The 25,420-nt window shown below is 63.3% G+C and carries 20 protein-coding genes and 1 tRNA gene; 16 read left to right on the top strand and 5 right to left on the bottom strand.

Annotation, left to right across the window (positions count from 1 at the left end):
* Positions 1-22 precede the first annotated feature (22 nt).
* Both JTF07_RS05600 and JTF07_RS05595 read right to left on the bottom strand, forming a co-directional pair.
* Positions 23-865: a substrate-binding periplasmic protein gene (locus JTF07_RS05600; protein WP_204233256.1), complete on the bottom strand. Its 843-nt coding sequence runs from the start codon at positions 863-865 to the stop codon at positions 23-25.
* A gap of 268 nt (positions 866-1,133) precedes the next feature.
* Positions 1,134-2,765: a PucR family transcriptional regulator gene (locus tag JTF07_RS05595; RefSeq protein WP_204233255.1), complete on the bottom strand. Its 1,632-nt coding sequence runs from the start codon at positions 2,763-2,765 to the stop codon at positions 1,134-1,136.
* Positions 2,766-2,949: 184 nt separating this feature from the next.
* Here JTF07_RS05595 and JTF07_RS05590 point away from each other — a divergent pair, with 184 nt between their 5' ends.
* From JTF07_RS05590 to JTF07_RS05580, 3 genes are all read left to right on the top strand, one after another.
* The gene (locus tag JTF07_RS05590; protein ID WP_204233615.1) at positions 2,950-4,395 is read left to right on the top strand and encodes an aspartate aminotransferase family protein; all 1,446 of its coding nucleotides are present in this window, start codon (positions 2,950-2,952) and stop codon (positions 4,393-4,395) included.
* 226 nt (positions 4,396-4,621) lie between these two features.
* A complete protein-coding gene (locus JTF07_RS05585; RefSeq protein ID WP_353843883.1) occupies positions 4,622-6,103 on the top strand; it encodes an inorganic phosphate transporter in 1,482 nt (493 codons plus the stop codon).
* The gene (locus tag JTF07_RS05580; RefSeq protein WP_204233254.1) at positions 6,100-6,333 is read left to right on the top strand and encodes a hypothetical protein; all 234 of its coding nucleotides are present in this window, start codon (positions 6,100-6,102) and stop codon (positions 6,331-6,333) included. Before JTF07_RS05585 ends, JTF07_RS05580 begins: the two co-directional genes overlap by 4 nt.
* Before the next feature lie 470 nt (positions 6,334-6,803).
* On the opposite strand, the gene JTF07_RS05575 is transcribed toward JTF07_RS05580, so the two are convergent.
* Entirely contained in the window at positions 6,804-8,636 is a 1,833-nt protein-coding gene (locus tag JTF07_RS05575) for a phosphoenolpyruvate carboxykinase (GTP) (protein WP_204233253.1), read from the bottom strand.
* Between the two features lie 454 nt (positions 8,637-9,090).
* Between JTF07_RS05575 and JTF07_RS05570 the strand changes: the two genes are divergently transcribed.
* The 3 genes from JTF07_RS05570 (at position 9,091) to JTF07_RS05560 (ending at position 10,661) form a co-directional block, all read left to right on the top strand.
* A complete protein-coding gene (locus JTF07_RS05570; RefSeq protein ID WP_204233252.1) occupies positions 9,091-9,477 on the top strand; it encodes a hypothetical protein in 387 nt (128 codons plus the stop codon).
* Between the two features lie 165 nt (positions 9,478-9,642).
* Positions 9,643-9,715: transfer RNA gene (locus JTF07_RS05565), tRNA-Arg, on the top strand.
* A gap of 142 nt (positions 9,716-9,857) precedes the next feature.
* On the top strand, positions 9,858-10,661 hold the full coding sequence (locus JTF07_RS05560; RefSeq protein ID WP_204233251.1) for an alpha/beta fold hydrolase: 804 nt from the start codon (positions 9,858-9,860) through the stop codon (positions 10,659-10,661).
* On the opposite strand, the gene JTF07_RS05555 is transcribed toward JTF07_RS05560, so the two are convergent.
* Both JTF07_RS05555 and argG read right to left on the bottom strand, forming a co-directional pair.
* Complete coding sequence (locus JTF07_RS05555) at positions 10,624-11,430, bottom strand: DNA alkylation repair protein (protein WP_204233250.1); 807 nt, start codon at positions 11,428-11,430, stop codon at positions 10,624-10,626. The genes JTF07_RS05560 and JTF07_RS05555 overlap by 38 nt on opposite strands.
* A 322-nt stretch (positions 11,431-11,752) precedes the next feature.
* Positions 11,753-13,174 carry an argininosuccinate synthase gene (argG, locus tag JTF07_RS05550; protein WP_204233249.1) on the bottom strand — a complete coding sequence of 474 codons (1,422 nt, stop codon included), beginning with the start codon at positions 13,172-13,174 and terminating at the stop codon, positions 11,753-11,755.
* 284 nt (positions 13,175-13,458) lie between these two features.
* On the opposite strand from argG, the gene JTF07_RS05545 reads away from it, so the two are divergent.
* The 10 genes from JTF07_RS05545 (at position 13,459) to JTF07_RS05500 (ending at position 25,417) form a co-directional block, all read left to right on the top strand.
* Positions 13,459-14,637 carry a CPBP family intramembrane glutamic endopeptidase gene (locus tag JTF07_RS05545; RefSeq protein WP_353843882.1) on the top strand — a complete coding sequence of 393 codons (1,179 nt, stop codon included), beginning with the start codon at positions 13,459-13,461 and terminating at the stop codon, positions 14,635-14,637.
* A 54-nt stretch (positions 14,638-14,691) separates the two neighbouring features.
* Complete coding sequence (locus JTF07_RS05540; RefSeq protein WP_204233248.1) at positions 14,692-15,168, top strand: DoxX family protein; 477 nt, start codon at positions 14,692-14,694, stop codon at positions 15,166-15,168.
* A gap of 93 nt (positions 15,169-15,261) precedes the next feature.
* Positions 15,262-16,029, top strand: coding sequence for a siderophore-interacting protein (locus tag JTF07_RS05535; RefSeq protein ID WP_204233247.1), 768 nt, complete (start codon positions 15,262-15,264; stop codon positions 16,027-16,029).
* A gap of 53 nt (positions 16,030-16,082) precedes the next feature.
* Complete coding sequence (locus JTF07_RS05530) at positions 16,083-16,769, top strand: GrpB family protein (protein WP_204233246.1); 687 nt, start codon at positions 16,083-16,085, stop codon at positions 16,767-16,769.
* Between the two features lie 52 nt (positions 16,770-16,821).
* Positions 16,822-17,388 carry an isochorismatase family protein gene (locus JTF07_RS05525; RefSeq protein ID WP_204233245.1) on the top strand — a complete coding sequence of 189 codons (567 nt, stop codon included), beginning with the start codon at positions 16,822-16,824 and terminating at the stop codon, positions 17,386-17,388.
* A gap of 122 nt (positions 17,389-17,510) precedes the next feature.
* Positions 17,511-19,883, top strand: a complete 2,373-nt coding sequence (locus JTF07_RS05520) for an MMPL family transporter (protein WP_204233244.1) — start codon at positions 17,511-17,513, stop codon at positions 19,881-19,883.
* Positions 19,884-20,071: 188 nt separating this feature from the next.
* Positions 20,072-21,364: a sensor histidine kinase gene (locus tag JTF07_RS05515; RefSeq protein WP_252199311.1), complete on the top strand. Its 1,293-nt coding sequence runs from the start codon at positions 20,072-20,074 to the stop codon at positions 21,362-21,364.
* Entirely contained in the window at positions 21,361-21,981 is a 621-nt protein-coding gene (locus JTF07_RS05510; protein ID WP_204233243.1) for a response regulator, read from the top strand. The genes JTF07_RS05515 and JTF07_RS05510 overlap by 4 nt, the downstream gene beginning before the upstream one ends.
* Before the next feature lie 118 nt (positions 21,982-22,099).
* On the top strand, positions 22,100-23,386 hold the full coding sequence (chrA, locus tag JTF07_RS05505) for a chromate efflux transporter (protein ID WP_204233242.1): 1,287 nt from the start codon (positions 22,100-22,102) through the stop codon (positions 23,384-23,386).
* Positions 23,387-23,809: 423 nt separating this feature from the next.
* The gene (locus tag JTF07_RS05500; RefSeq protein ID WP_204233241.1) at positions 23,810-25,417 is read left to right on the top strand and encodes a serine hydrolase domain-containing protein; all 1,608 of its coding nucleotides are present in this window, start codon (positions 23,810-23,812) and stop codon (positions 25,415-25,417) included.
* Positions 25,418-25,420 lie beyond the last annotated feature (3 nt).

The following is a 25,420-nucleotide window of genomic DNA, read 5'->3' as shown; positions in this document are numbered from 1 at the left end:
CTTCTTTCAGGGGCAGGGTCGGTCACTTCATCGCGAGGTCGCCGAGGTTATTCGGACTGATCACTCCAGCCTTGTCCAGTGCAGCTTGGAACGAACCGTCGTTCTTCGCGTTCTGAATGGCGATGTTGATGACCTGCAGTGAACGTTCATCGATGTCAGCGCTGACTCCGTAGTTCGAATCGCTCTTGAAGATGACCGGCTTCGGTCGCACGATCTTCAGCGACTTGTTCTTCTGAGCGGCGTCGGCCAGGGTCGGGAGATCACCGAACGCTGCGACGGCGCGACCGGCTTCCATTGCGGTGATCGACTGTGGGATCGCTTCGGCATTGACGATGTCGACTCCCAGGTCGACGACCCGACGTTCGTAGGACGTACCCGAGGCTACGGCGACGGGCTTCTTCGACTTGATGACGTCTTCGGTGGACTTCAGACCGGAATCGGATTTGACGATCCACACGCCTTCGTAGGTGTAGACGGGATCGGTGAACTGGATGGCCAATGACCGCTCCGAGGTGGCGTCGAGGTACGCACCGACATCGAACCGATCTGCTTGCAGGCCGGACACCATCTTCGACCATTCCGCGGCGACCGGAGTGAACTTCACACCCATCTCCTTGGCCAGGTTCTGCAGCGGCAGCACGTTCGGCCCGCCCATCTTGCCGTCCTTCTGCTCGCCGGTCATCGGGGGAGCAGAGGCGATTCCGACTCGGAGTTCGCCCTGATCCTTGATCTTCTGGATCCAGGCGCCGTTCTCAGTGCCCCCGGCACCGCCTCCGGATCGAAGTCCGGCTCCGAAGTAGCCTCCTGCCAGAGCCAGAACGATGACGCCGACGATAGCGATGATGATTTGACTTGTTTTGGACATCTTTGTCTCTCCTCGTCAAAATGCCGGCCCCACTCTGGACCGACTGTGCAAGAAGCGGCGGGCCCCATCGTGATGGCGGACTGACACCTTCCACTGCCGCTGTGTCATACAATCGACCATATAGCGAGTTCTGCACAATATCGAGAGTTGATCGGAAACTGGGCCTGCAAGTGTTATCAATTCAGGCATTTCCGCCGAGATTCGATGCGCCAGATATCAGTGATTGTCTGACAATACTGAGAAGGTGAATCTATCGCCTCAGTTCACCTCACCGGTTTGTGCGCAGCCACAGAACGGCGACGTGGAGAGCGGTGCGTGATTCCGCATCCTCCAGCGAGACCCCGAGCTTGGCCTGGAGCCTGTCCAGGCGTGCGTACAGTGCCGGACGGGACAGGAAGCCGCTGCGGGCAAGCGCTGACTTATTGCCGCTGTGAGAGAGGAACTGTTCGAGGAGGGTGAGCATCTCCTCGCCACCGCCACCGCCTTCAACCTCGAGCAGAGGAGCCAACTCCGCCTCGGCGAAGGCCCGAACGCTTGGATCATCGCGCAGGGATGAGAGCAGTCCGCGCAGTCTCACGTCGGAGAATCGGTAGTACTGCCGTTGTCGCAACTCGAGCGTCGACGCGATCTCGGCCACCTGGTTGGCGGATTCGAGCCGACTGGCAGCGTCGACGATCGACGTGCTCGTCCGCCCGACTCCGACTGTGGTGTCGCGGGTGGGAAGTTCACCGATGAGCCCCTCCAGGACCGCATCATCATCGGTGCCCGTGGGCAGCGCCACTACGGTGCCGAATGAACCCGATTGCAGTCCGGCGGACAATGTGGAGCAGTGGTGAGCGGTTGCTGCAGTGACGAAAGCACGGTGCAGCGACCGTTCCCGCAGCTGGAGTGATGTCGGGTCGGTGTTCGGACCGCGATCAACGCGGACGACCACGGGAATCATGCGCCCTCGTGGTGCGAACCCCAGGTCCGCCGCCCGAATTCGGACCTGATTCTCGTTGACGTCTGCCGATTCGATGATTTCGCGGACCAGTCCGCCCTGAGCCTGGATGAGAAGGTCCTGTTCGTCGCGTTCGGCCATCCGCGCCAAGGTCAGAGTCTGCGCGGCGCGCTCGATGACCTGCGCTGCCTCCTCATCGGATTCCAGGCGGCCCGGCGCAAGCAGCCGGCCCCACCGCCGATCTCGCAGTCCCACCGGAGTCTGCAGCCACCGTTGCCCGTGCCCATGCCTGTGCCCATGTTCGTGACCCTCGCCGAGGTGGTCCGAGCTATTGCTTTCATGCAAGGCACTGCGCGACGAGGGTGTATCGCCGGCGTGGGCGAGAAGGCGATGTCCGACGTCTTCGAGCATGACAGGTGTGCCCAGCAGCTCCGATGTCCGGTCGACGATGTCCTGGGCTCCAGCACTCTCCAGGCTCAGCTGGGTGAAGACCTCGTGGACCGTGCGGGCACGCTCTACGCGGGCAAGCTGCCGTCCGAGCAGTTCCTGGTGAGCGAGCTCCGTGACGCGGACGAACTTGATCCGGCGACGCAGAATCACAATCGGGATCTCGCGACCACGGGCGGCAGCACGCACGTTCTCGATGGCTGCGTCATCAGGTCGGCCATCGTCATGAATGAGTTCGATGACAGCACCGGCGGCAGAGGCGGATTCGAGCTGATCGAGGAAATTTGCCGTCGACTCCTGTGATGACCGGTAGGACAGGCCGGTGCTGAGAACGAGTTCGCCGCCTTCGAGGAACTGTGCGACATTCTCCGAGTCGGCGATGTGGACCCATCTCACTGCACGCCCCACCTGGTCGCCACCTGTCACGACTTCGGGATCACCGCCGCGGATCTCGTCGACGTCGAGCAGGTTCGCGATCGTCAGATCCGGTTCTCGCTGCGACCAAGCTTCCATTGCTCACTTCCCTTCGCCGTCTCCAGGCCACGTGGTTTACACAGTGTAAGTCTGCATCGACATATGTTGACAGTTCGTCCATGGTGATTCGGGTGCGGCTGGATCACCATTGAAAGATCAGGGTCACCTCGGCGGTCGGACCCACCTCGGCGATATGGAATGAATTGCGAAAGGACGGCGCATGATGACTGTGATCAATGCGAACGAAGAGCTCGACCGTGAGGTCAACGACTCCAGGACTGAAGGCTTGGAGAGCAATGCGGAGCTTGGCCACAGCGAGCGAGCGTTCACTGCCGAACAGCTGCACGCAGGTCAACGCGCTTACGAGCTCGACCGTGCGCACGTCTTCCACTCCTGGCAGGCACAGGGGCCGTTCGAGCCGATGACGATCGTCGACGCGGAGGGCCCCTATATCTGGGACGGGGAGGGGCGGAAGCTGCTTGATATGTCCTCGCAGCTGGTGAACACGAACATCGGACACCAGCACCCGAAGGTCGTGTCGGCGATTCAGGAGCAGGCGGCGAAGCTCTGCACGATTGCTCCGCAGCACGTCAACGATGCCCGCTCGGAGGCTGCTCGGCTCATCACCGACCGGACCCCCGGCGATCTCGACCACGTGTTCTTCACCAACGGTGGTGCCGACGCGAACGAGCATGCGATCCGCATGGCACGGCTGCACACAGGCAGGACCAAGGTGCTCTCCGCTTATCGCAGCTACCATGGCGGCACCCAGCTGGCTGTCAACGTCACGGGTGACCCGCGCCGTTTCGCCAATGACTACTCGGCCGAGGGCATCGTCCACTTCATGCCTGCCTATCAGTACCGTTCCTACTTCGGCTCCACCACCGAGGCGGAGGAGACCCAGCGAGCGCTGCAGCACCTTGAGGACATGATCACGCTTGAGGGCCCGAACAACATCGCCGCGCTCATTCTCGAGACCGTGCCGGGCACCGCCGGGATCTACGGACCTCCGGCCGGATACCTCGAGGGTGTGCGAGAGCTGACGGCCCGCTACGGCATCGTCTACATCGCCGACGAGGTGATGGCAGGCTTCGGTCGGACCGGTCGCTGGTTCGCCGTCGACCACTGGGACGTCACCCCGGACCTCATCACCTTCGCCAAGGGCGTGAACTCGGGCTATGTGCCACTCGGCGGAGTCGCGATCTCCGACGCGATCTTCGAGACTTTCCGCGACCGTGTCTATCCCGGCGGTCTGACCTATTCGGGGCATCCGCTGGCATGTGCGGCAGCGGTCGCCACGATGAATGCGATGGACGAGGAGGGAATGATCGACAATGCCGACCGCCTCGGCCGGGACATCATCGGTCCGGCTCTGGGCGAGATGGCGCAGCGGCATCCTTCGATCGGAGAAGTCCGCGGCATGGGCTGCTTCTGGGCCGTTGAGCTCGTCAAGGACCGGACGACGAAGGAGCCGATGGCCGCGTACGGCGGCAGCTCGGCGGAGATGAACCGAGTCATCGGGGCGATGAAGGCTGGGGGAGTGCTTCCCTTCGCCAACTTCAACCGAATCCATGTGGTCCCGCCGCTGAACACGCCCGACGAGGACGTGCGCTTTGGTCTCGAGGTCCTTGACGAAGCGCTGACCATCGCCGACGGCTTCGTCTGCTGACCATCGCGCCTACCCACCAGGTCGAATGTGAACGTCGATACATTCCGGGGCTGGTGGTGAGGCGTTCTGCCAGCTCAAAGATGAACGCAGAGTGTCGCGAGTGGAGTTGCGTCGAACAGCAGGTGAAGATTCGGTGGAATAGGCGGTAGACTTTTTTCGATTGAGGACGCTGCCCGTCAGCTAAATCATCCACGGTCCGAATTGTGTCTACGTTCAAGGTCGCTTAGTGGAAATCATCTTCGTCGTTGTGTTGGTCATCGTGCTGGCACTGTTCTTTGACTTCACCAATGGCTTTCACGACACGGCCAATGCCATGGCGACTCCGATCGCCACCGGAGCGATCAAGCCCAAGGCAGCGGTCACCCTGGCAGCGTTGCTCAACCTTGTCGGTGCCTTTCTGTCCACCGAGGTGGCGAAGACCATCTCCGGGGGCATCATCAAAGAAGGCGGTGGGGGAGTCCAGATCACTCCGGACTTCATTCTTGCTGGCCTCATCGGTGCGATCATCTGGAACATGGCGACGTGGCGCTTCGGCCTGCCGTCGTCGTCGTCACACGCGCTGTTCGGCGGACTGATCGGTGCCGCGATCATCGGTGCCGGACTCAACTCCGTTGACTTCGGCGTTTTCGTGTCCAAAGTGGTCCTGCCTGCCATCGCCGCTCCGATCATCGCCGGCGTCGGTGCCTATCTGTGCACGCGCCTGGCCTATTCCATCACGCGACGCAACGGTGAAGGGAAGACCGCTCACCGGGCTCCGTTCAAATACGGGCAGATCTTCAGCTCCTCCCTCGTGGCTCTGGCACATGGCACCAACGATGCGCAGAAGACCATGGGCGTCATCACCCTCGTCCTCGTTTCCGCGAACCTGCAGGATCACGGAACCGGTCCTCACCTCTGGGTGATCACCGCCTGCGCACTGGCGATTGCCCTGGGAACGTATGTCGGCGGTTGGCGAATAATCGACACACTCGGCACGAAGCTCACCACGGTCAAGCCTGCTCAGGGACTGGCGGCTGAGACCTCGACTGCCGCCGCAATTCTCGCCTCGTCCCACCTGGGCTTTGCCTTGTCGACGACGCAGGTGGCGTCCGGTTCGGTAGTCGGCTCCGGTCTGGGCCGCAAGGGCGCGGACGTGAAATGGTCGACTGCCGGTCGGATCGCATCGGGCTGGCTGCTGACCATTCCAGCGGCCGGAATCGTCGGCGGTATCGCTGCCGCCATCGCACATCTGGGCACCATCGGAGTCATCGTCGACACCGTCATCGCGGTCGTCGCAGTCCTCTGGATCTTCCTCAGCTCGCGCAAGGCTGCGGATCCGGAGATCTCGAACTTCGACACCGTCGGCGAGGCGGTGGGGATCCGCGGTCGCAAGCGCAAGCTGCGGAAGGACCGAAACCGCAAGCGTGCCGCAATGAAGCGTGCGGATCGCATCGCTGCCCGCGACCAGCGACTCTCTGACAAAGCGGACGCGAAGTCCGGTGTCGGTCCAGCCGCCGAGGCAGCGACGGAGGCGAACATCGGCGCGGCTGCCGATGCAGACTCCGTCGCGGGCGCTGACTCCGACGCGAACCCCAGCTCCGGAATCGGTTCCGACTCCGAGGTGAATGCCGGCTCCGATCCCAACGCCGTGCACATCTCAGCGGCGAAGACAGACGCGGATAATGCACGAGCCGATGAGACACGCGCAGACAAGGGAGATTCGAATTGATCGAGTGGAGCTCATTCCTCATCGTTGCGGTCGCGACCTGGGTGTCAGCGATCGTCGTCATCACACTCTTCTCCACCGCTGTGCGGATGCGGGCAGTGCACGTCGACCTGGCTGCCGAAGGCCAGAGCAAGCCCCTGCTCAGGGTCGGCTACTGGGCAGTGTTCGGCGTCTGCAGCGTCGTTGTACTTGTCGGCGTCTACCTCATCGTCCCTGCCCTCCACGGCGCCTGAGCGCGTCCTCTGACCGCCACTGCCGCACTGCCTGCGGCATTCACCGCCACTGCCGCACTGCCCGCGGCACCGACCACCACTGCCTCACCGCCTGTGGCACCGACCACCGGTAGTCGCATTCACTACAATCCGTTGCACACACCCGTAGGCATAGCGCATCCTCCCCGGAACATCTTGTCCTACAGCTCCTGCAGTGTGAACTGGTGCTCCCAGCACGTGATGCGATTCGGCAGCCGTCTCGGACCCCCGCTGACGCCACTGAAGCCACCCCGCAGCACTGCACGCGCCAAACACCGCAGGCTCCGAACACCGCAGGCTCCGAACACCACAGGCTCCGAACACCGCGGACACTGCGTCCCGGAAGACGAAAATCCCCCAACCACCTCGTCGGTGGTTGGGGGATTCTCTGTCGCTCAGTAGAGTCTCAGTGACTCAAGCGAGACCCAGGCGCTCAGTAGGGTCTCAATGACTCAGGCGAGACCCAGACGGTCGCGCAGGTTGTCGACCTCGGCGCGGAGCTCGGCTGGAACCGAATCGCCGAGCTGCTCGTACCATTCCTCGATGAGTCCGAGCTCGGTTTCCCATTCCTCGGGTTTGATCGCGAGAGCCTTGCGCAGCTGCTCGTCGGTGAAGTCGAGGCCCTCGGTGTCCAGGCCGCCCTCAAGTGGGGTCAGGCCCAGTGGGGATTCGGCTGCGTCGGCGGTGCCGGTGACGCGTTCGAAGACCCACTTGAGAACACGCGAGTTCTCAGAGAAGCCTGGCCACAGGAACGAGTTGTCGTCATCACGACGGAACCAGTTGACGTAGAAGATCTTCGGCAGCTGGGCACCTTCGGTGTTGCCGATATCGAGCCAGTGCTGGAGGTAGTCACCGACGTTGTAGCCGATGAAGGGACGCATGGCCATGGGGTCGCGGCGAACGACGCCGACGGCGCCGGTGGCTGCTGCGGTGGTCTCCGACGAGAGCACCGATCCCATGAACACTCCGTGGTTCCAGCTCTTGGTCTCAGTCACCAGCGGCATCGTGGTCTTACGGCGACCGCCGAAGAGGATGGCCGAGATCGGCACGCCGTTCGGGTTCGTCCACTCGGGAGCCAGGGTCGGGACGTTGGCGATCGGGGTGCAGAAGCGCGAGTTCGGGTGAGCGGCTGGAGTCTCCGAATCCGGGGTCCAATCGTTGCCGCGCCAGTCGGTGAGGTGCGCTGGCTTCTCGTCGGTCTTGCCTTCCCACCACACGTCACCGTCGTCGGTCAGTGCGACGTTGGTGAAGATGTTGCCGCCTGCTTCGATGGCGCGCATCGCGGTCGGGTTGGTGGTGTAACCGGTGCCCGGCGCGACCCCGAAGAGGCCGAACTCGGGGTTGACGGCGTAGAGCTGGCCGTCGTCGCCGAAGCGCATCCAGGCGATGTCGTCGCCCAGAGTCTCAGCCTTCCAGCCGGCGATGGTGGGCTCGATCATGGCGAGGTTGGTCTTTCCACAGGCCGACGGGAATGCAGCGGCGATGTACTTGACCTCGCCCTCCGGGCTCGTCAGTTTGAGGATGAGCATGTGCTCGGCCAGCCAGCCCTCATCGCGGGCGATCGACGAAGCGATGCGCAGGGCATAGCACTTCTTGCCCAGCAGTGCGTTGCCGCCGTAGCCGGAGCCGAAGGACCAGATGGAGCGGTCTTCCGGGAAGTGGGTGATGTACTTGGTGGGGTTGCAGGGCCAGGCGACATCTTCCTGTCCGGGTTCGAGCGGAGCGCCGACCGAGTGCACGCACTCGACGAATGTGCCGCCGTTGGCCACGATCGCGTCGAGAGCATTCTTGCCCGAGCGAGCCATAACGAGCATGGAGAGAACGACGTAGGGGGAGTCGGTGACCTCGATGCCGAACATCGGCTGGTCTGCCTCTGCATGTCCCATGACGAAGGGGATGACGTACATGGTGCGTCCGCGCATCGAACCGGTGAAGAGAGGCTCGAGAGTCTCTTTCATCTCGGCTGGCGCCATCCAGTTGTTGAGCGCGCCTGCGTCCTTCTCCTCGGCGGAGCAGATGTAGGTGCGGCCTTCCACGCGGGCGACGTCCTCGGGGTCGGAGGCCGCATAGAATGAGTCCTTGGTACCGGTCAGGCGAACGATCGTGCCGGCTTCGACGAGCTGGTCGGCGATGGTGGCCTTCTGCTCATCCGAACCATCGACCCAGACGATGTCGTCGGGGGTGGTGAGGGTGGCGACCCGGCTGACGAACGAGAGCACCGACTCGTTATCGGTCGGTGCGTTCTTCAGCTGGTCAGCGACGACGTCATGGTCGAGGACAGTCATGAGTGGTCTCCTGGTCAATCGGGATTACGGGGTTCCGCCTGGCGGCTGGTACATCTCCACCGTAGGACTCGCACGGGCCGGAAGATCCTGGTTTTGAGTCACTGGAAGATGTGCATTGGATCACAACAGCATCTCGAAAGACGTGAATACATCAATCAAGTGATGTGTTTTTGCATTGCGGTGACTGTTTGTTGCAATACGTGATTGTTCATGGAATCAGTGCCTTCCGCGCCCTCGCCGAGGTGGCTCTCACCTTCCGATTGAGGCTTTCGTCGGTGATTTTCCGGGTCTCCCGGTGCCGCCTGCAGGCAGGTTGCCGACGAAATGGACTTAAATTCTACGAATAGTAGAATAGGGGGCGGTCGTCGTCATCACTGACGCCTTCGATCATGCTCTGAATCGGAACTGTCGGGACAGGGCATCTGTGACCTCAAATGAGAATCTAAGGAGCATCATGCCCCGCACCACCATCGGACTCGGTATCGTCCTCATCGTTGTCGGCGTCATCGCCTACGTCGCAACCTCTTTCGCCAGCTGGACCGCTCTGATTCCGGCCATCCTCGGCGCCGTCCTTCTCATCTGCGGACTCATCGCGCTGAAGAATCAGAAACTCGGAGTCCACATCGCTCTGGTTGTTGCCATCTTGGGTATCTTCGGCACCGGCATGAACGTCATGCAGGTCGGTGCGCTGATCGCCGGTGAGGCCGAGCGACCTGCGGCTGTGATCACGAGCATCATCACCTTCGTGCTGCTCGTCATCTACGTCATCATGGGCGTGCGCTCCTTCATTGCGGCCCGGCGCTGGAAGAATTCGGCACAGCCAGAGGCCGCGCAGCAGTAGTCTGCCGACTTCCGCGTAGAGGGGCTGCGGTTGGCCGATCGAGCGAGCCCAGCCCCTCCCTGCGAAAGCCGCAGATGTGGCGAAGCGCACTCGGGCCGAATTTGAGCTTGGGTGAATTCGGTGTGTATAGTTGATCGAGTTGCAGGGCGAGAGTCCAGACGACATGCGCCACTAGCTCAACGGATAGAGCATCTGACTACGGATCAGAAGGTTGGGGGTTCGAATCCCTCGTGGCGCACAGTAGGGGAGCCCCTCACCAGCAGAAATGTTGGTGAGGGGCTTTTTCGCTGTGATGCACACTCCGACGCCGTCTGTGTGCGTTGAACACCGGGGACTGCGGCCTCGAGCTGTCTGAGGATGCTCGGCGCTAGGATTGGAACATGGCCGCAATCACTGCCGATGACGGTGTCCGTCTCGAGTACACCCGGGCCGGAGTCTCCTCCGGTCGCCCAGTGGTGCTGCTGTCCGGGTTCAAGGCGCCGGCGACCAGCTGGCGCTACCAGGTCGGACCGTTGACAAGCGCCGGATACGAGGTGTTCTCCGTCGATCTTCGCGGTCACGGCAACGCCGATCACCCCAAGTCAGGCGTGACAATGGAGCGGCGCGGACAGGATGTGGCGCAGGTTCTCGAGGCTCTGGAACTCACAGATGTTCTGCTTGTGGGCGGCTCCATGGGCGGGAATACAATCTGGTCCTATCTCACCCAGTTCGGCGCTGATCGCATCGCCGGAATCGTCATCGTCGATCAGACCCCGAAGATGCTCAACACCGTCGACTGGCCCCACGGATACTACGGCTACAACGAATCCAACGTCGATACCTACTTCGCCGAAGGCATTCCTCCCACCGGGTACGGCACGCCCATCTGGAAGCGGGGCAGGCGCATGCTGCGTCTGCTCACGGCCATGAAGGGTGTGGACCATCACCTCAGCCGCGCCGAGCTCGCACTTCTCAACGACCATGCGAAGGCCGATTGGCGTCCGGTGATCGAAGGCGCCGACGTGCCCGTGCTCTTCGTCGCCGGAGCCGAGAGCGAGCACTGGCCGGCATCGCATGCAGCCGCGACCGCAGGGCTGGCTCCGATCGGATCGTCGACGGTCATCCCCAATGATGGGCATGCGGCCAACATCGAGCAGCCCGAGGCTTTCAACCAGATCCTGATCGAGTTCGCCGGGTCCCTCTGAAAGGACCTGCGAGCAGTGCATCCCGCTGCTCCGGCGACAGATGCTTCACTGCTTCGCGCATCGTCACACCTGAAGCTCGGTGTGCACGCGGCAGCATCCAATCGAAGACCATATCGGGACGCGTGCGGGCGGTATCGCGCAGCACCCACCCGATGGCCTTGCGGATGAAGAACTCCTTCTCCTCCAGCATCGCATCGGCGAACCGTGAAAATCGGACGAAGTCACCGCGACCCTCACGCAGTGGCCTGAGGTGGGCCAGCAGCGCTGAGCGCCGGATCCAGAAATCTTCGTCACCCGCCCAACGCTCGAGGATGGGATCGAACTCCGCATCGTGTTCGGCCAGCGGGCCGATGGCATCACCGGCGAGCGGATCGACGAGTGCCCAGGTGTGTGCCTGACGCAGCAGCCGTTCGAAGAGGTCAGTATCATCGGCGCCGAGGTGGTCCTGCTTGTCGATGAGCACCATCGTTGCCGCGCTGCGGAGTTCGTAGACAGGAGACTGGCTGGCGGCTTGGTTCATGCCGTCTTCGTTGCCTGCGAAATTCCACAGCACCTCGGCAAGAGCGATCACCCCGTCATGCTTCAACTCATTCGTGCGCAACACCTCGCGGACCACTCCCCGAGTAGCGGGCACGCCGACGCCGTAGTGGACGAGCTCGCTCTTGAGGTACGCCCGTTCCTTCGTGGCTCGTACGGAGCTGCCACGGTCCCGGAGTTCACGGTCGAGCACCTCGGCGAGGAAGCGCACACCGGACGTAGCTGATGTCATGGCACGATCATCCCACTGCGCACCGAAAGAGATGCAACGGTTGGTAAGTTCTGTTTGATCCAGGCGCTGGGATCGAGGAGAACTTACCAACTGTTGCGGCGTCGGTGCCGAAAAGCCAGGGCCCGAAGGTGGGGATGCGCCGCGGGGGAGTCCGTTGCACCTCATCAGTCCGCGCCGACACGGAAGTATGCCGCAACACAGAAGCCCGCGCACACAGTGATGTCACTGTGTGCGCGGGCTTCGAGAAGGACTCGGCCGGCCAGTCACTCAGCCGGTCAGGTGGTCGGCCGGCCAGTCACTCAGCCGGCCAGGTGGATCTTGGTCAGTCCGTACCAGCGTCGAAGGCGGCGGACAGTCCGGCACGGTCACTGGCGGCGTCGACATCGTCGGTGGAGTTTGCGATCTCGTCAGCGCCACCGGCCTCAAGGGAACCGACGAGCTCCGATGTCGGGCCCGAGACGATGCCCATGGCCGCGTACTGCTCGAGGCGGGCACGCGAATCGGCGATGTCGAGGTTGCGCATGGTCAGCTGGCCGATGCGGTCCTCGGGACCGAAGGCGGCGTCGCCCACGCGCTCCATCGACAACTTCTCCGGGTGGTAGCTGAGGTTCGGGCCGGTGGTGTTGACGATTGTGTAGTCGTCGCCGCGGCGCAGGCGCAACGTCACTTCGCCGGTGATCGCCGAGGCGACCCAACGCTGCATGGATTCGCGCAACATGAGGGACTGCGGGTCCAACCAGCGACCCTCGTACATGCGGCGACCCAGGCGGCGACCCTCTTCGTGGTAGAGCGCGATGGTGTCTTCGTTGTGGATGGCGTTGAGCAGGCGCTCGTAGGTGATGTGGAACAGCGCCATGCCGGGGGCCTCGTAGATGCCCCGCGACTTCGCCTCGATGATACGGTTCTCGATCTGGTCGGAAACGCCGAGTCCGTGACGGCCGCCGACCTCGTTGGCCTTGAAGACCAGGGCAACGGGATCGTCGAACTTCTCGCCGTTGATCGACACGGGGCGACCCGCCTCGAAGCCGACGGTGACCTCTTCGGTCGCGACCTCGACGTCATCGCGCCAAGCGGCGACACCCATGATCGGTTCGACGATGTCGAGTCCGGCATCGAGGAATTCAAGCGTCTTGGCCTCGTGGGTCGCACCCCAGATGTTGGCGTCGGTGGAGTACGCCTTCTCGGCGGAGTCACGGTAGGGGTAGCCGTGCTCGACGAGCCATTCGCTCATCTCCTGGCGGCCGCCGAGCTCCTCGACGAAGTCCGAGTCGAGCCATGGCTTATAGATGCGCAGCTTCGGATTGGCCATGAGGCCGTACCGGTAGAAGCGCTCGATGTCGTTGCCCTTGTAGGTCGAGCCGTCGCCCCAGATGTCGACGCCGTCTTCCTTCATGGCGCGCACGAGCATGGTGCCGGTGACCGCGCGACCCAGGGGCGTGGTGTTGAAGTAGGTCTTGCCGCCGGAGCGGACGTTGAAGGCACCGCACTGCAGAGCGACGAAGCCCTCTTCGACGAGCAGGCGCTTGGCATCGACGAAACGGGCGATCTCTGCACCGTATTCCTTCGCACGCTCCGTCACGGAGTCGAGGTCGGGCTCGTCATACTGGCCGATATCAGCCGTGTAGGTGCAGGGAACGGCGCCCTTGTGGCGCATCCATGCAACCGCGCAGGACGTATCCAGTCCGCCGGAGAAGGCGATTCCAACGTGCTCACCGATGGGGAGCGAAGACAATACTTTCGACATGCTGACCAGCTTAGCGGCCCGGCCAACTCCTGTCGAATTGTTATGCATAGACATGTATTTTTATGTGGTTGAGAGGAAGGCTGGTCCCTCTCCGGGGAGGTTGCGAGTCGGAGAGCGCGGACAGATCGGACTGCTCGGCTACACGAACGAGACCGATTTCATCCACGCGGCGGAGGTGCCGAGTTCTGCGACAACGTAGGTTGGAACATGAGAACGGCGCAGGGCTGAAGCAGCAGGCCCGAAGCATCAGGACTGAGGCGTCGGTGCAGGACTGAGGAGGAACCGTGAGCACGGGAACGGATCACAACGACAACGCCAACGCGGCCACAGACCCCGTGGCCACAGACCCCGTGGACACCTCGGCGAGGGAACCGGCGGGGGACGTGGTGGAGGCCAAGGGGCGACCGTTGGCGATCGTGCCGGCCACAGTGCCCTGGCTCGAGTTCGCAGTCTTCGTCGCCGTTGCGGTGATCCTCGCCTGGCTCGTCTGCCTGCCGCTGTGGTTGAGCGGTGAAGGGTTGGGCGATCCCGTGCTCGTGCAGGTGTCTGGGATGGCCATGATGTTCACCCCGCTGATCGCTGTGGTCGTGGCAATGATCGTCCAGCGCCGTCGCGCCGGTGAGCCTCGGGCCAGCATCGTCAGGTATCTCGGCATCTGGCCGCTGCGTCCCTTCGGCCGGGTGCTCGGGATGACCGCACTCGCCTTCTTCGGAATATTCGTACTCGTTGCCGCGGCCTACCTGGTGGGCGCAGCCTTCGGGTGGATGCAGGTTGATCTGCTTGGCCTCTCGGGGTTCAAGACACAGCTCTCGCACCTGCCCGGCCTGGACGAGGTGCCGGTGGCCCTGGCTGTGATCGGCTACCTGCTGATCATGGCGCTGGGATCGGCGCTCAACGTGATCGTCGCCTTCGGTGAAGAGGTCGGCTGGAGAGGGTGGCTGCTGACGAGCCTGCGTCCGCTCGGCACCTGGCCGGCGCTGCTCATCGTCGGAGTGATCTGGGGCCTGTGGCACGCACCGCTGATCCTGCTCGGATACAACTTCGCACGCCCCGACATCACCGGTGTGGCCTTCATGGTCGGCGGATGCATCATGCTGGGAATCCTGTTCGGGTGGCTGCGACTGCGCACCGGTTCGGTCTGGCCAGCCGTCGCCGCACACGCTGCGCTCAACGGCTCGGCCGGAATGCTGCTCGGGCTGTTCATCGACGGCTCAGCCTCGACGCCGGACATGGCCTTGGTCTCCTTCCTGGGCGTGTCCGGATGGATCGTCTCCGCGATCGTCATCGCGATTCTCTTCGCCACGGGCCAGTTCAGCAAGCAGCCCGAACTGGGTGTCAAACTGCCGAAGGCACCTGCGCCCGTGGCGCCGCCCGCGCCCGCTGTGCCGCCCGCGTCCTCGGCTCAGCCAATGGCGCCTGCGGAGCCAGCACCTCCAGTGACGCCTCATGGCGAAGCGCATTGAGGCCGAGGTCAGGCATCCGTTAGGCTCAAAAGCCCATACCTCAAGGAGAATTCCATGGCACTAGGATCATCGTTGCTGCAGACAGCAGGACGCGTACTCACTGCACCGATCTTCATCACCGGCGGTTACTCGGCACTGACCAACCCGGGCGGCCGGGTCCAGGCTGCTGGACCGACGCTCGATGCGATCCGCGAATACGTGCCGGTCCTGTCCGACGACGATGAGTTCCTGGTCCGTGCCAACGGCGGACTCCAGCTCCTCGCTGGAACCACGATGGCGTTGGGCATCAAGCCACGTCTGTCCGCTCTTGCCCTCGCTGGATCTCTGATCCCGACCACACTGGCTGGTCACGCATTCTGGGAGATGGACGGCGCCGACGCCGCGGCACACAAGACCCACTTCTCGAAGAATGTCGCGGCCCTGGGCGGTCTCCTCCTCGTCGCAGGTGCCCAAACGACCAAGCAGGCAGCTAAGAATGCGGCCCGGAAAGCCGCAGCGAAGGCTCAGAGGAAAGCCCTGAAGCAGGGCTGAGGGGTGACGCTCCGAGTCCCACGCCATAATCTTCCTTATTAGCTTAGGCTAAGCTCATTTCTGAACGCATGGCTGAGCGAGGAGAAGAAGACTATGGTCAATTGGCAGCGTGGCGTGATGCGCCTGATGCGGATCTCCAACCACGAGGTTACGGTGACTCGGGTCGAGGACTTCACGGACTATTACCGACGCATCTACTTCTCAGGGCCGAATCTCCTGGCCGAGCTCAGCGAGGTGTTTCCTACCCTGTGGACCCGGCTGTGGTTCCCTCATCCGGAGAAGGGCGAAGGGAGCGTCAGCCAGCGCGGGTACACGTTCGTCGATATCGACGTGGCCGCCGGCACGTTCAGCCTCGACTTCGTCATCCACGGTGGCGCCGCGAATCCCGCCGACAACGGTCCTGCCAGCCAGTGGGCGATGACCGCCGCGCCGGGAACGACCATCGAAGCCGCGCTGACCCCTGCCCGCATCGATCTGCCCTCGGACACGAACCACATCCTTCTCGCGGGCGACCTCACCGCACTGCCAGCAGTGAACTCCTGGCTGCAGACCATCCCCGCCGAGGTGCCAGTGACCGTTGCGATCGAAGACGACCACGAGCCGACCACAGTGAACACCCTTCCCCGGGCCGAGCATCCGAACGCTCGGTGGGTGTGGGTGGGCAGGGAGGGTCCGTTCGGGGCAGCCTTGGTTGAGCATGTGCGCTCGTTCGACCTCGATCCCGACGGGCTCTACGTCTGGGCAGCCGGAGAACGCAGTCTCATCAAACAGGTCCGTACGTTGATCAAACAGGATCTGGAGCTGAAGAAGGATCATCATTTCTCACAGTTCTACTGGTTCGAGGGCAAACCCACCGGGTGAGCTCTCCCATGTGAAGCTGTCGTGACCACTTCGGAGCGGATAGCGAGGAGAATATGTCAGCGAACAATGACGGCCCAGTGGATCCGCTCGGCTCCCATCCGCGTAGCTCCAATCTGCTCAGCGCTGAGGTGAAGGAGATCGTGACCTTCAATGACGTCGATGATCCCGATCTCTGGTTACGGCCCGATCTCCCACACGCTCCCATCGAATTCGTCGACCACGATCCCGCTTGGGCTGAGAACTATTCGCAGCTGTCGAAGCAGATCCTCACCCGGCTCGGGGACAAAGCCCTCGGCATCGCTCATGTCGGCTCCACCTCGGTGCCTGGTCTGGCGGCGAAGCCGATCATCGATGTCGCTCTCGTTGTCGCCGACCCTCGCGTAGAGCCCGACTTCCGACCATTGCTCAACCAGATCGGTTTCGAACTCGTCATTCGCCAACCGGCCTGGTACCAGCACCGAATGTTCAAGAACCTCGACGCGCATTCAGGAATCCTGGTCGCTCCGATGTGCAACCTTCACGTGTTCGGACCACGGTGCCCGGAAGTCGCTCGCATGCGCCTGTTTCGCGATTGGTTGACTGGCAGCTCCGATGACCGGAATCGCTATCAGGCGGTGAAGCTGCGTTCGGTCGCTGAGGCGAATTCCGCCGGTGAGACGGTCATGGAGTACAACGCTCGCAAGCAATGCGTCATCCGGGAGATCTATCACAGCATCTTCCGTGCAGAGGGCTGGATCTGAGCAACCGCGCCACACCTCTGGAAATTCGCATTGAAGCGCCTATGCTCGAAGTATGGCGAAGGCACTTCTCATCGTGGACATCCAGAACGACTTCACCGAGGGCGGGGCGCTCGGCGTGGACGGAGGCGACACCGTGGCCATCGAGGTGACCCGCTACCTTGGGGCCCATGCCGGTGACTATGACGCGATCATCGCCTCCCGCGACTGGCATGATGCCGACAGCGACAACGGCGGCCACTTCAGCCAGAGCCCCGACTTCGTCGACTCCTGGCCCGTGCACTGCGTCGCGGACACCGAGGGCGCCGAATACGATCCTCTGCTGACCGCCGACGCCATCACCCACCACGTACGCAAAGGGCAGGGCACCCCTGACTACTCCGCCTTCCAGGGGACGACGGATGCGGGGGAGCACCTCGGTGATCTGCTGACGAAGCTCACCATCACCGAGGTCGACGTCGTCGGCATCGCCACCGACCATTGCGTATGCGCCACCGTCCTCGACGCACTCAAAGGCGGATGGTCCGTTCGTGTTCACCAGGACCTCATCGCAGGCGTCGGCAAGGACTCCTCCACGGTGGCTCTGGCAGAGATGGACGCCGCGGGTGCGACGATCGTCTGAATCATCTGTCCAGGTGAGACGGTGCATAGTCGAGAATTCTGCGCTTTCTCCATCGAAAGTTGCAGGTTGAGTCTGAACTCCTAGGCGATGTTTTCAGCTCAGAATGTTGATGAGCTTGAGTCATGAACACAACATTTGCGAAAAGCGCGCACACCCTCGTGTCGAAGCGCGGTTCGTGGTTCGTCCTCGGCGGGGTCGTCATCCTCGTCACCCTGCTCTTCGGGCTCCTGTCCGGCGCAGGCGAGGACCGGGCCAACGAATCAGCTCCGGCCGACTCCGAATCCACTCAGGCCGCCCAGCTCCTGCAGAAGTTCCCCGACGCCGACAAGCAGTCGGTCATGGTCGTGGCCTCTCACACCGACGGTTCGGTTCTCAGTGACCGCGACCAGTCCGAACTGGGGAAGCTGAGAGCCTCGCTCGGCGACTACATCGACTCCGCCCAGAACGGCGAATCGAGCACAGACTCCTCGTCCGGTGATGCTGCATCCCAGGCGAGCAGACCGATCATGAGTGACGACGGCAAGGCCGCGCTCCTCATGGTCCCCATCGATGTCGGCCTGACCAACTCCGACACCGCCGATACCGTCGATGGACTCCGCGACTTCATCGCCGACGACTCTCAGGCAGGTGACCTCACGGACTCCGGCATGTCCCTCCTGGTCACCGGTGGACCGGCGATCGGTGCCGACATCGCTTCGGCATTCGGCGGCGCGGACTTCACGCTCCTCATCGTCACCATCGTCATCGTCGCACTCCTGCTCATCATCACCTACCGCTCGCCGATCCTGTGGCTGCTGCCGCTGATCGTCATCGGCACCGCCGACGGACTCGCATCCACCGTGACCGCAGCGGTCGGTGACGCACTCGATCTGCAGTTCGACACGGGCATCATCAGCGTCCTCGTCTTCGGCGCCGGTGCCAACTATGCGCTCCTGTTCATCTCCCGCTACCGGGAGGAGCTGGGCCGCGAAAGCGACCACCGTCTGGCCCTTGGCTCCGCCTGGACCCACACCGCATCGACGATCCTCGCCTCGAACCTGACCGTGGTTCTGTCACTGCTCAGCCTCGTCTTCGCCGTCATCCCGGGAACCCGCGGACTGGGCATCACCGCCGCAGTCGGACTCATCATCGCCGCAGCCGCCGTGCTCTTCGCCCTGCCCCCGGTTCTCGCGATCTGCGGCAAGGGCGTCTTCTGGCCGTTCGTCCCCAAGGTGCAAGACGCCTCCGACGAGACTGCCACCGACGGGAGGGCTGCTGACGACGCCTCCGGGACCGGTCCCGCAGCGAAGCCTTCCATCTGGAGGACCATCGCGACTCGCGTGGTCAAGAAGCCGGGCATCCACCTCGGCGCAGGAATCATCATTCTCGGTGTCATGGCCACGGGTCTCATCGGCACCTCAGTGGGACTGGATCAGTCCGAGAAGTTCCGTGTGCAGTCCGAATCGGCGCAGGGCCTCGACGTCCTGTCAGAACACTTCCCTCCCGGTGAATCGCAGCCGATCTGGGTCGTCACCGACTCAGCCCACGCCGATCAGGTAGCGGACTCCGTGGCCGACATCGACGGTGTCGTGCGCGCCAACGTCATCGACGAAACGAGCACCGGGGCAGACTCGATCTCGAAGGTCATGGTCACCGGCGAATTCGAACCCGACAGCCCTGCGGGCATCGACCTGATCACGGACATCCGGTCAGACGTCGACGCGATCGACGGTGCGAACGCACACGTCGGCGGCGCGGCGGCAACCGAACTCGATGCCCGCGACGGCAACGCTCAGGACTTCCTGACGATTGCACCGATGATCCTGGCCATCAGCTTCATCATTCTGCTCGGCATCCTCCGTGCACCGCTCGTGGCGGGAACCCTACTCGTGGTCAACGTGGCGTCTTCGGCCGCGGCGATCGGCCTCGGCGCATTCCTCAGCCGGACGATGTTCGGTCAGGGAGCACTCGATGCTCAGGTTTCGATCCTCGCGTTCCTGTTCCTCGTGGCGCTGGGCATCGACTACTCGATCTTCCTGTCCCACCGAGCGAAGAAGGAATCGGTCGTCCACGGTGCCCGCCAGGGCATGATCGAGGCCGTCAGCCACACCGGCGGCGTGATCACCAGCGCCGGCATCGTCCTGGCCGGAGTGTTCGCAGCCCTGGGAATGCTGCCCCTGATGGTTCTGGGCCAGCTGGGACTCATCGTCGGAGTCGGCGTCCTCGCCGACACCGTGCTTGTGCGCACGGTCATCGTTCCAGCCATCTTCGGCCTGGCCGGAAACCGGATGTGGTGGCCCAACAGGGCAATCACCCACTCGGAGCACAAGTACGCCGATGCTGACGCCGCCGCGGCCGGTGACGAGGAGACGGGGGATCTCCAGTCAGCAGGTTCAGCCCAGTCCTCGCCGGCCGATGGTATGGAGTCCGACGGCAAGTCTGCGGAGGGGATTCGCCTCCTCGTTGAGCCCGACCGGCACGAGGCCAGCGCCTCCGTAGGTCACGGCAGGCACTGACCCAAAGGTGCCGAGAGCTGACACAGGCAACTGACGCAATCGGTTCACACGGGCGGGGCCCGGCTATCGAAACAACTCGATGGTCGGGCCCCGTCGCCGCCGAAAGCGTCGACCGCCGAAAAGCACACGCACTCGCCGCAGATGTGATTGAGTTGGCAGGAATGACGACAGCAGGATTGACGACAAACATGAAGAACGATTTGCAGGAAGGCGAAACCGTGGGCACGCGCGGGTGGACAGAGAGAACCATGGAGATCGGCCAGCATGCGATGGCCCTGGCTCTCACCGTGATCTCGTGCGTCCGCGCCATCGATGCCGGAGCGGCACCCCTGGCCGCGATCGCCGTGAGCATCGTGTTCCTCGCCTGGTACGCCCTCGGCGCCGTCCGGGCCGCTCGCAGCGGTGCGATCGTTCTGGCCAAATGGTGGCTGCTGGTCCTCGCCGGTGCGTGGCTGTGCACCCTGCTGGTCTCCGCCGAATTCATCTGGATCGCCTTCGTCCTCTGGCTGCTCGCCGGTCACCTGTTCTCGTTGCGCATCGCCGTCGTCTTCACCGCGCTGACCTACATTGCGACGGTCGTGGCGCCCCTGGCCCATTATGGTGCGGTCGGCACCGCGAGCATCATCGGATCGCTCATCGGTGCGGTGTTCGCGCTCGGTCTCTCCCGCGGCTACATCGAACTTCTGCGGGAGGGGCGCAGACGCGAAGAGCTGCTGCAGTCCTTGGAGCTGGCTCACCAGAATCTGCTGGACCTGCAGGATGAACTGGCCCTGACTCAGCGCCATGCTGGTGAGATCCAGGAACGCACCCGCGTCTCCCGCGACATCCATGACACCATCGCGCAGGAGATCTCCTCGATCCGTCTCATCGCCCACGCCGAGGTGGACAGGACCACCGATGAGCACGCGCAGCAGGTTCTGCGCCAAGTCGAGGACCTCGCCGCGCAGAGTTCGCGCGACGTGCGCCGGATCATCGCCGCACTCGCCCCCGCCGAGCTCGAGGACGGAGCGCTGACCGCAGCCATCCGACGCCTGCTCACCCGCCTGGAGGAGGACACATCCATCCACGGTCGCGTCGATGTCGACGAGACCGTGCCCTCTCTGCCCGCCGAGGTGGAGGTTGCGCTGCTGAGGACCGCGCAGTCCGCGCTCGCCAATGTCAGACAGCACTCTCAAGCCACTAGGGTCATGATCAGCCTCATGGACCTCGACGGATCGATCCGCATGGACATCGTCGACGACGGTATCGGCATGGCCGATCCGGAGGCGCGAAAGCGCGAATCGGAATCCGGCTTCGGACTCGACTTCATCGGCTCACGGATGCGCGAGCTGGGAGGCGAACTCGTCATCGAGACAACGCCCGGCTCAGGCTTCGCCATCTCAGCCACGTTGCCCAACAACCCGACTCTCACGTCACGTCAGGACCACCTCGGCGAGGCCGATGACGCCGATGGACAACTCTCACAAGGAGACAGTGCATGAGCATTCGAGTGATTCTCGTCGACGACCATCCCGTGGTGCGGGCCGGCCTGCGGTCCGTCATCGACGCCCCCGACCATATTGCTGTCGTCGGTGAGGCCAGCAGCGGCGAGGAAGCGCTGGCATTAGTCGATGAGCTCGCACCCGATGTGGTGATGTGCGATCTGCGACTGGGAGAGGGCATCGACGGCATCGAGGTGACGAAACGACTCAACGCCATGCAGCAGAAGCCGGCGGTCCTCATCCTCACGACCTTCGACAACGATTCGGAGATCGTCGCCGCCCTCAACGCCGGAGCGTCCGGGTATCTGCTCAAGGACATCAACCCCGAGGACATCTCGACTGCGATCGAGAAAGCCTCACGCGGAGAGACCTATCTGCCGCCCGAGATCTCATCGAAGGTCATCGCTGCACTGAGAAATCCGGGGCCGAAGCTGACCAGAAGGGAACGCGACGTGGTGAAGCTGCTGGCCACCGGTGCCTCGAACGCACAGATCGCACAGGAGCTCTTCGTCACCGAGGCGACCGTGAAGAGTCACCTGGTCAACGTATTCACGAAGCTCGGAGTGGACTCTCGTTCCCGCGCCATCCGTGTCGCCGAAGATCAGGGGCTGGTGTAGCAGCTGTCGACGCGGAACCTGACTCCAGGAGGCTGGGCGCAAAAGTTGTCCTGAAGTTCACCGATACTCATCGGCGGATTGTTTGTTCGCATGAGCCGCCGAGGCCAGAATAGTGAGAATGGGCGAATCGATGACAGACGTGCAGCAGGGGCGCAGGTATCCCGGCACGATCGGGGAAGTGTTCTGGGCATTCCTGCGCCTCGGGGTGACCTCGTTCGGCGGGCCAGTCGCACACCTGGGATTCTTCCGGGAGACCTTCGTTGAGCGCCGAAAATGGCTCTCCGACGGCACCTACGCAGACCTTGTGGCGCTGTGCCAGTTCCTTCCCGGTCCGGCCTCCAGTCAGGTGGGCATGGCGATCGGACTGCAGCGGGCAGGAATGGGCGGTCTGCTCGCGGCTTGGTTCGCCTTCACCATGCCATCGGCAATTGTGCTGGTCGCCTTCGCCTTCGGCATCGCCTCACTGGGTGATGACGCGAACATGGGCTGGCTGTACGGGCTCAAGGCGGCCGCGGTCGCCGTAGTGGCTCAAGCGGTGCTGGGAATGGCAAAGAACCTCACCCCAGATGCCAAACGCGCCACCATCGCCGGCGCCGCTATGATCATCATCCTGCTGGTCCCGAACCCCTTCGTTCAGGTGGCCGCAATCGTGCTGGGCGCCGTCATCGGGCTCGTTTGGCTGGGCCGAGAAGCCGCTGCGGTCACCGGCAGTCAGAGTCCGGATGCGGGAGCGCGGTCCGGTGGAGACGAAATGCGACAGGATTTCGGCGCGCGACACGACTTCGGCGTCCGCATCTCCCGCAGAGTCGGTGCCCTCGCTCTGACTGCCTTCGTGCTGCTGCTGGTGGCACTGCCGATCCTGACTGCAGTGACCGGAGACTCAAATCTGCGCTTGGTCGACGTCTTCTACCGCGCCGGTGCTCTCGTCTTCGGCGGCGGTCACGTCGTGCTGCCTCTGCTCGAGACGGAAACTGTTGCGACCGGTCTCGTGGGGCACGATTCGTTTCTCGCCGGATACGGCGCCGCACAGGCGGTGCCGGGTCCGCTGTTCACATTCGCAGGGTTCCTCGGGGCCTCTGCGACAACGGGGCCGACGGGTCTGATCGGTGCCGGAATCGCATTGCTGGCGATCTTCCTGCCCGCAGCGCTGCTGGTCATCGCTGCCCTGCCCTTCTGGGAGCGCCTGCGTCGTGCCCCTTCTGTGCGGCGGGCACTGCTGGGAGTCAACGCGGCCGTGGTGGGCATCCTGGCGGCCGCCCTCTACGACCCGGTGTTCACTCAGGGCATCACCTCGCCTGCCACGCTGGCGCTGGCGGTCGCCGTCTTCGTCGCTCAGGTGCAGTGGAAGCTGCCAGCTTGGGCCGCCGTCATCGCCGCCGGGCTGATCGGGTTCGCGTTCCTCTGACTCCCACCTCGGTGCCGATGTCCGCTTGGTAATCGAAGTGGCGGCGATGCTGCTGGCGCTCAGCGGGTGTAACGATGAAGCTGGCCACGCACTTGTCACCGACTGGTCAGCGGAGAAACTGCGCGCGATCGACCCTTCCGGTGACGAGTTGTGGAGTATCGACGCACCGAATCTCAGGGATGGACCGGGAGGGGTGTGGAAGCCTATTCGGTGGGAGATAGGTGGAATCGTCGGACTGTAAGTTGAATAACTGATAAGTAACCGTTTGCGATGTCGCACCTGGTAGCAGGCCTGTCATTTCACGCATTGACGCTCGAAATGTGGCCTGAACCCCGGACTCAACTGTGATGGTTCTTCTCCTCCAGGTAGGCTCTTCCATGCAGATCGGCAGTCCATGCCGATCGAGACCGGTGGAGGCGAGCGATGGCAGATGGGGACAAGACACTGCCCGGTTCTCTCGACGAATCTGGCGTACGCCGCTTCGGAGCACTTTCGGGAAATACCAAAGGCATCAGTCCGCAGACGGAGCGGGCCGGCGACAGCGCCGCCTCAACCGAACCGCCGTCAGAGCCCCCAGCCGAGCCGCCGCTGCCGCGCGCCGGCGAACTCACATCGGCGAGCGAAGACGCCATCGTCGATCCTTCGGAGGCGATCCTCGAACGCATCGATCTCGACTCCTGGAAGTGGCCGAAGTACTTCGCCTTCGCTCTGACGCGCATGGAGGAGATATTTCCGACCGGGGGCATCCCGCGCGGGATCGGCCCGGTCCGTGAGCTTGTGACCGAAGAGAACGATTTCCGTCCCCTGCCCATCGACCGCGAGAAGTGGTCCGGTGCTGACGAGAGTTGGTCGACCGTCGGCGACGTTCTGGCCAACACATTCACCGACGCCTGGATGGTCTCCCGCGACGGCATCGCGCTGGAAGAGGAATACGCCTGGCCGATGAAGCCTGCGCGCCAGCACATGCTGTTCTCGATCAGCAAGTCCATCGTTTCCGCGGTCGTCGGCGCACTCACCGACGCGGGCCTTCTCTCCCCAGACGACCTGGTCACCACCCGCGTGCCCGCACTGTCCGAGAGCGGATATGCCGGGGCAACCATCCGCGACCTCCTCGACATGCGATCGGGCATCAAGTTCTCCGAGGAATACCTCAAGGAAGGATCCGAGATTCGGGACCTGTTCGAGGCAGTCGACTTCGCGCCGCGGACAGCCACCTCGGCGAACGGAATCAAGGACTTCCTCATGGGCCTGACCAGCGAACGCGAGCACGGCGGTGCCTACGTCTACCGCAGCTGCGAGACCGACGTCCTGGCCTGGATCTGCGAAGCCGTCGTCGGGCAGCCCTTCTCCGTCATCGCCAGCGAATACGTATGGTCGAAGATCGGTGCGGCCCATGCAGCCCAGGTCTGCCAGGACCGGTGGGGCGGTTCCATCGCCGACGGCGCCATCAGCACCACCCTGCGCGACCTGACTCGGTTCGGTGAGATGATCGCCCGCGGTGGAACCACGGCCGAGGGAGAACGCGTCCTCTCAAGCCAGTGGATCGACGACATCTTCACCGGTGCGGCCGATTCCGCCCAGGTCTTCGCCGACTCCCCGTCGGGTCAGTCCTACCCGGGTGGAATGTACCGCAGCCAGTTCTGGGTGCCCTCGGCCAGCCGCGACGTGGTCATCGGCATCGGCATCCACGGCCAGATGCTCTACATCGACCGCGCCACCCAGACCGTGGGCGTCAAGCTCTCCAGTGACCCTCAACCGGTGAGCCTGGCCCATCAGCACGGCACTCTGGCCATGTTCGAGGCCATCGCCGAGGCTGTTCCCCCGAAGACCCGATCCGCGGCCGTATCGCCGGTGGCGTCCGCAGTCGAACCCTCGAGCGATCTCGGCAGTGCGGCTCCCGAAGCCTCAGCTCCGAGCGCCGCGGCTTCCCGCCCTGCTGCAGCAGGCACCCTGATTCCGAACGTGGCCGCACCCGCCGCTGCCGCAAGCATCGCACCACAGCCGTTCGTGCCTCAGCCAGGCATCGTCTGACTC

The sequence above is a fragment of the Brevibacterium sp. RIT 803 genome, assembly GCF_016892625.1.
Taxonomy (GTDB): Bacteria; Actinomycetota; Actinomycetes; order Actinomycetales; family Brevibacteriaceae; genus Brevibacterium.
Note: the sequence above shows the minus strand (reverse complement) of the source record. Positions and strands in the feature narration are given on the sequence as shown.

Bases quoted from the DNA above. Each gene is read 5' to 3' on its own strand.
- JTF07_RS05600 (WP_204233256.1), bottom strand. From the start codon at position 865: ATGTCCAAAACAAGTCAAATCATCATCGCTATCGTCGGCGTCATCGTT.
- chrA (WP_204233242.1), top strand. From the start codon at position 22,100: ATGGGCGAATCGATGACAGACGTGCAGCAGGGGCGCAGGTATCCCGGC.
- JTF07_RS05520 (WP_204233244.1), top strand. From the start codon at position 17,511: ATGAACACAACATTTGCGAAAAGCGCGCACACCCTCGTGTCGAAGCGC.
- JTF07_RS05515 (WP_252199311.1), top strand. From the start codon at position 20,072: ATGAAGAACGATTTGCAGGAAGGCGAAACCGTGGGCACGCGCGGGTGG.
- argG (WP_204233249.1), bottom strand. From the start codon at position 13,174: ATGTCGAAAGTATTGTCTTCGCTCCCCATCGGTGAGCACGTTGGAATC.
- JTF07_RS05540 (WP_204233248.1), top strand. From the start codon at position 14,692: ATGGCACTAGGATCATCGTTGCTGCAGACAGCAGGACGCGTACTCACT.
- JTF07_RS05570 (WP_204233252.1), top strand. From the start codon at position 9,091: ATGCCCCGCACCACCATCGGACTCGGTATCGTCCTCATCGTTGTCGGC.
- JTF07_RS05575 (WP_204233253.1), bottom strand. From the start codon at position 8,636: ATGACTGTCCTCGACCATGACGTCGTCGCTGACCAGCTGAAGAACGCA.
- JTF07_RS05525 (WP_204233245.1), top strand. From the start codon at position 16,822: ATGGCGAAGGCACTTCTCATCGTGGACATCCAGAACGACTTCACCGAG.
- JTF07_RS05500 (WP_204233241.1), top strand. From the start codon at position 23,810: ATGGCAGATGGGGACAAGACACTGCCCGGTTCTCTCGACGAATCTGGC.
- JTF07_RS05555 (WP_204233250.1), bottom strand. From the start codon at position 11,430: ATGACATCAGCTACGTCCGGTGTGCGCTTCCTCGCCGAGGTGCTCGAC.
- JTF07_RS05560 (WP_204233251.1), top strand. From the start codon at position 9,858: ATGGCCGCAATCACTGCCGATGACGGTGTCCGTCTCGAGTACACCCGG.
- JTF07_RS05530 (WP_204233246.1), top strand. From the start codon at position 16,083: ATGTCAGCGAACAATGACGGCCCAGTGGATCCGCTCGGCTCCCATCCG.
- JTF07_RS05595 (WP_204233255.1), bottom strand. From the start codon at position 2,765: ATGGAAGCTTGGTCGCAGCGAGAACCGGATCTGACGATCGCGAACCTG.
- JTF07_RS05535 (WP_204233247.1), top strand. From the start codon at position 15,262: ATGGTCAATTGGCAGCGTGGCGTGATGCGCCTGATGCGGATCTCCAAC.
- JTF07_RS05510 (WP_204233243.1), top strand. From the start codon at position 21,361: ATGAGCATTCGAGTGATTCTCGTCGACGACCATCCCGTGGTGCGGGCC.
- JTF07_RS05590 (WP_204233615.1), top strand. From the start codon at position 2,950: ATGACTGTGATCAATGCGAACGAAGAGCTCGACCGTGAGGTCAACGAC.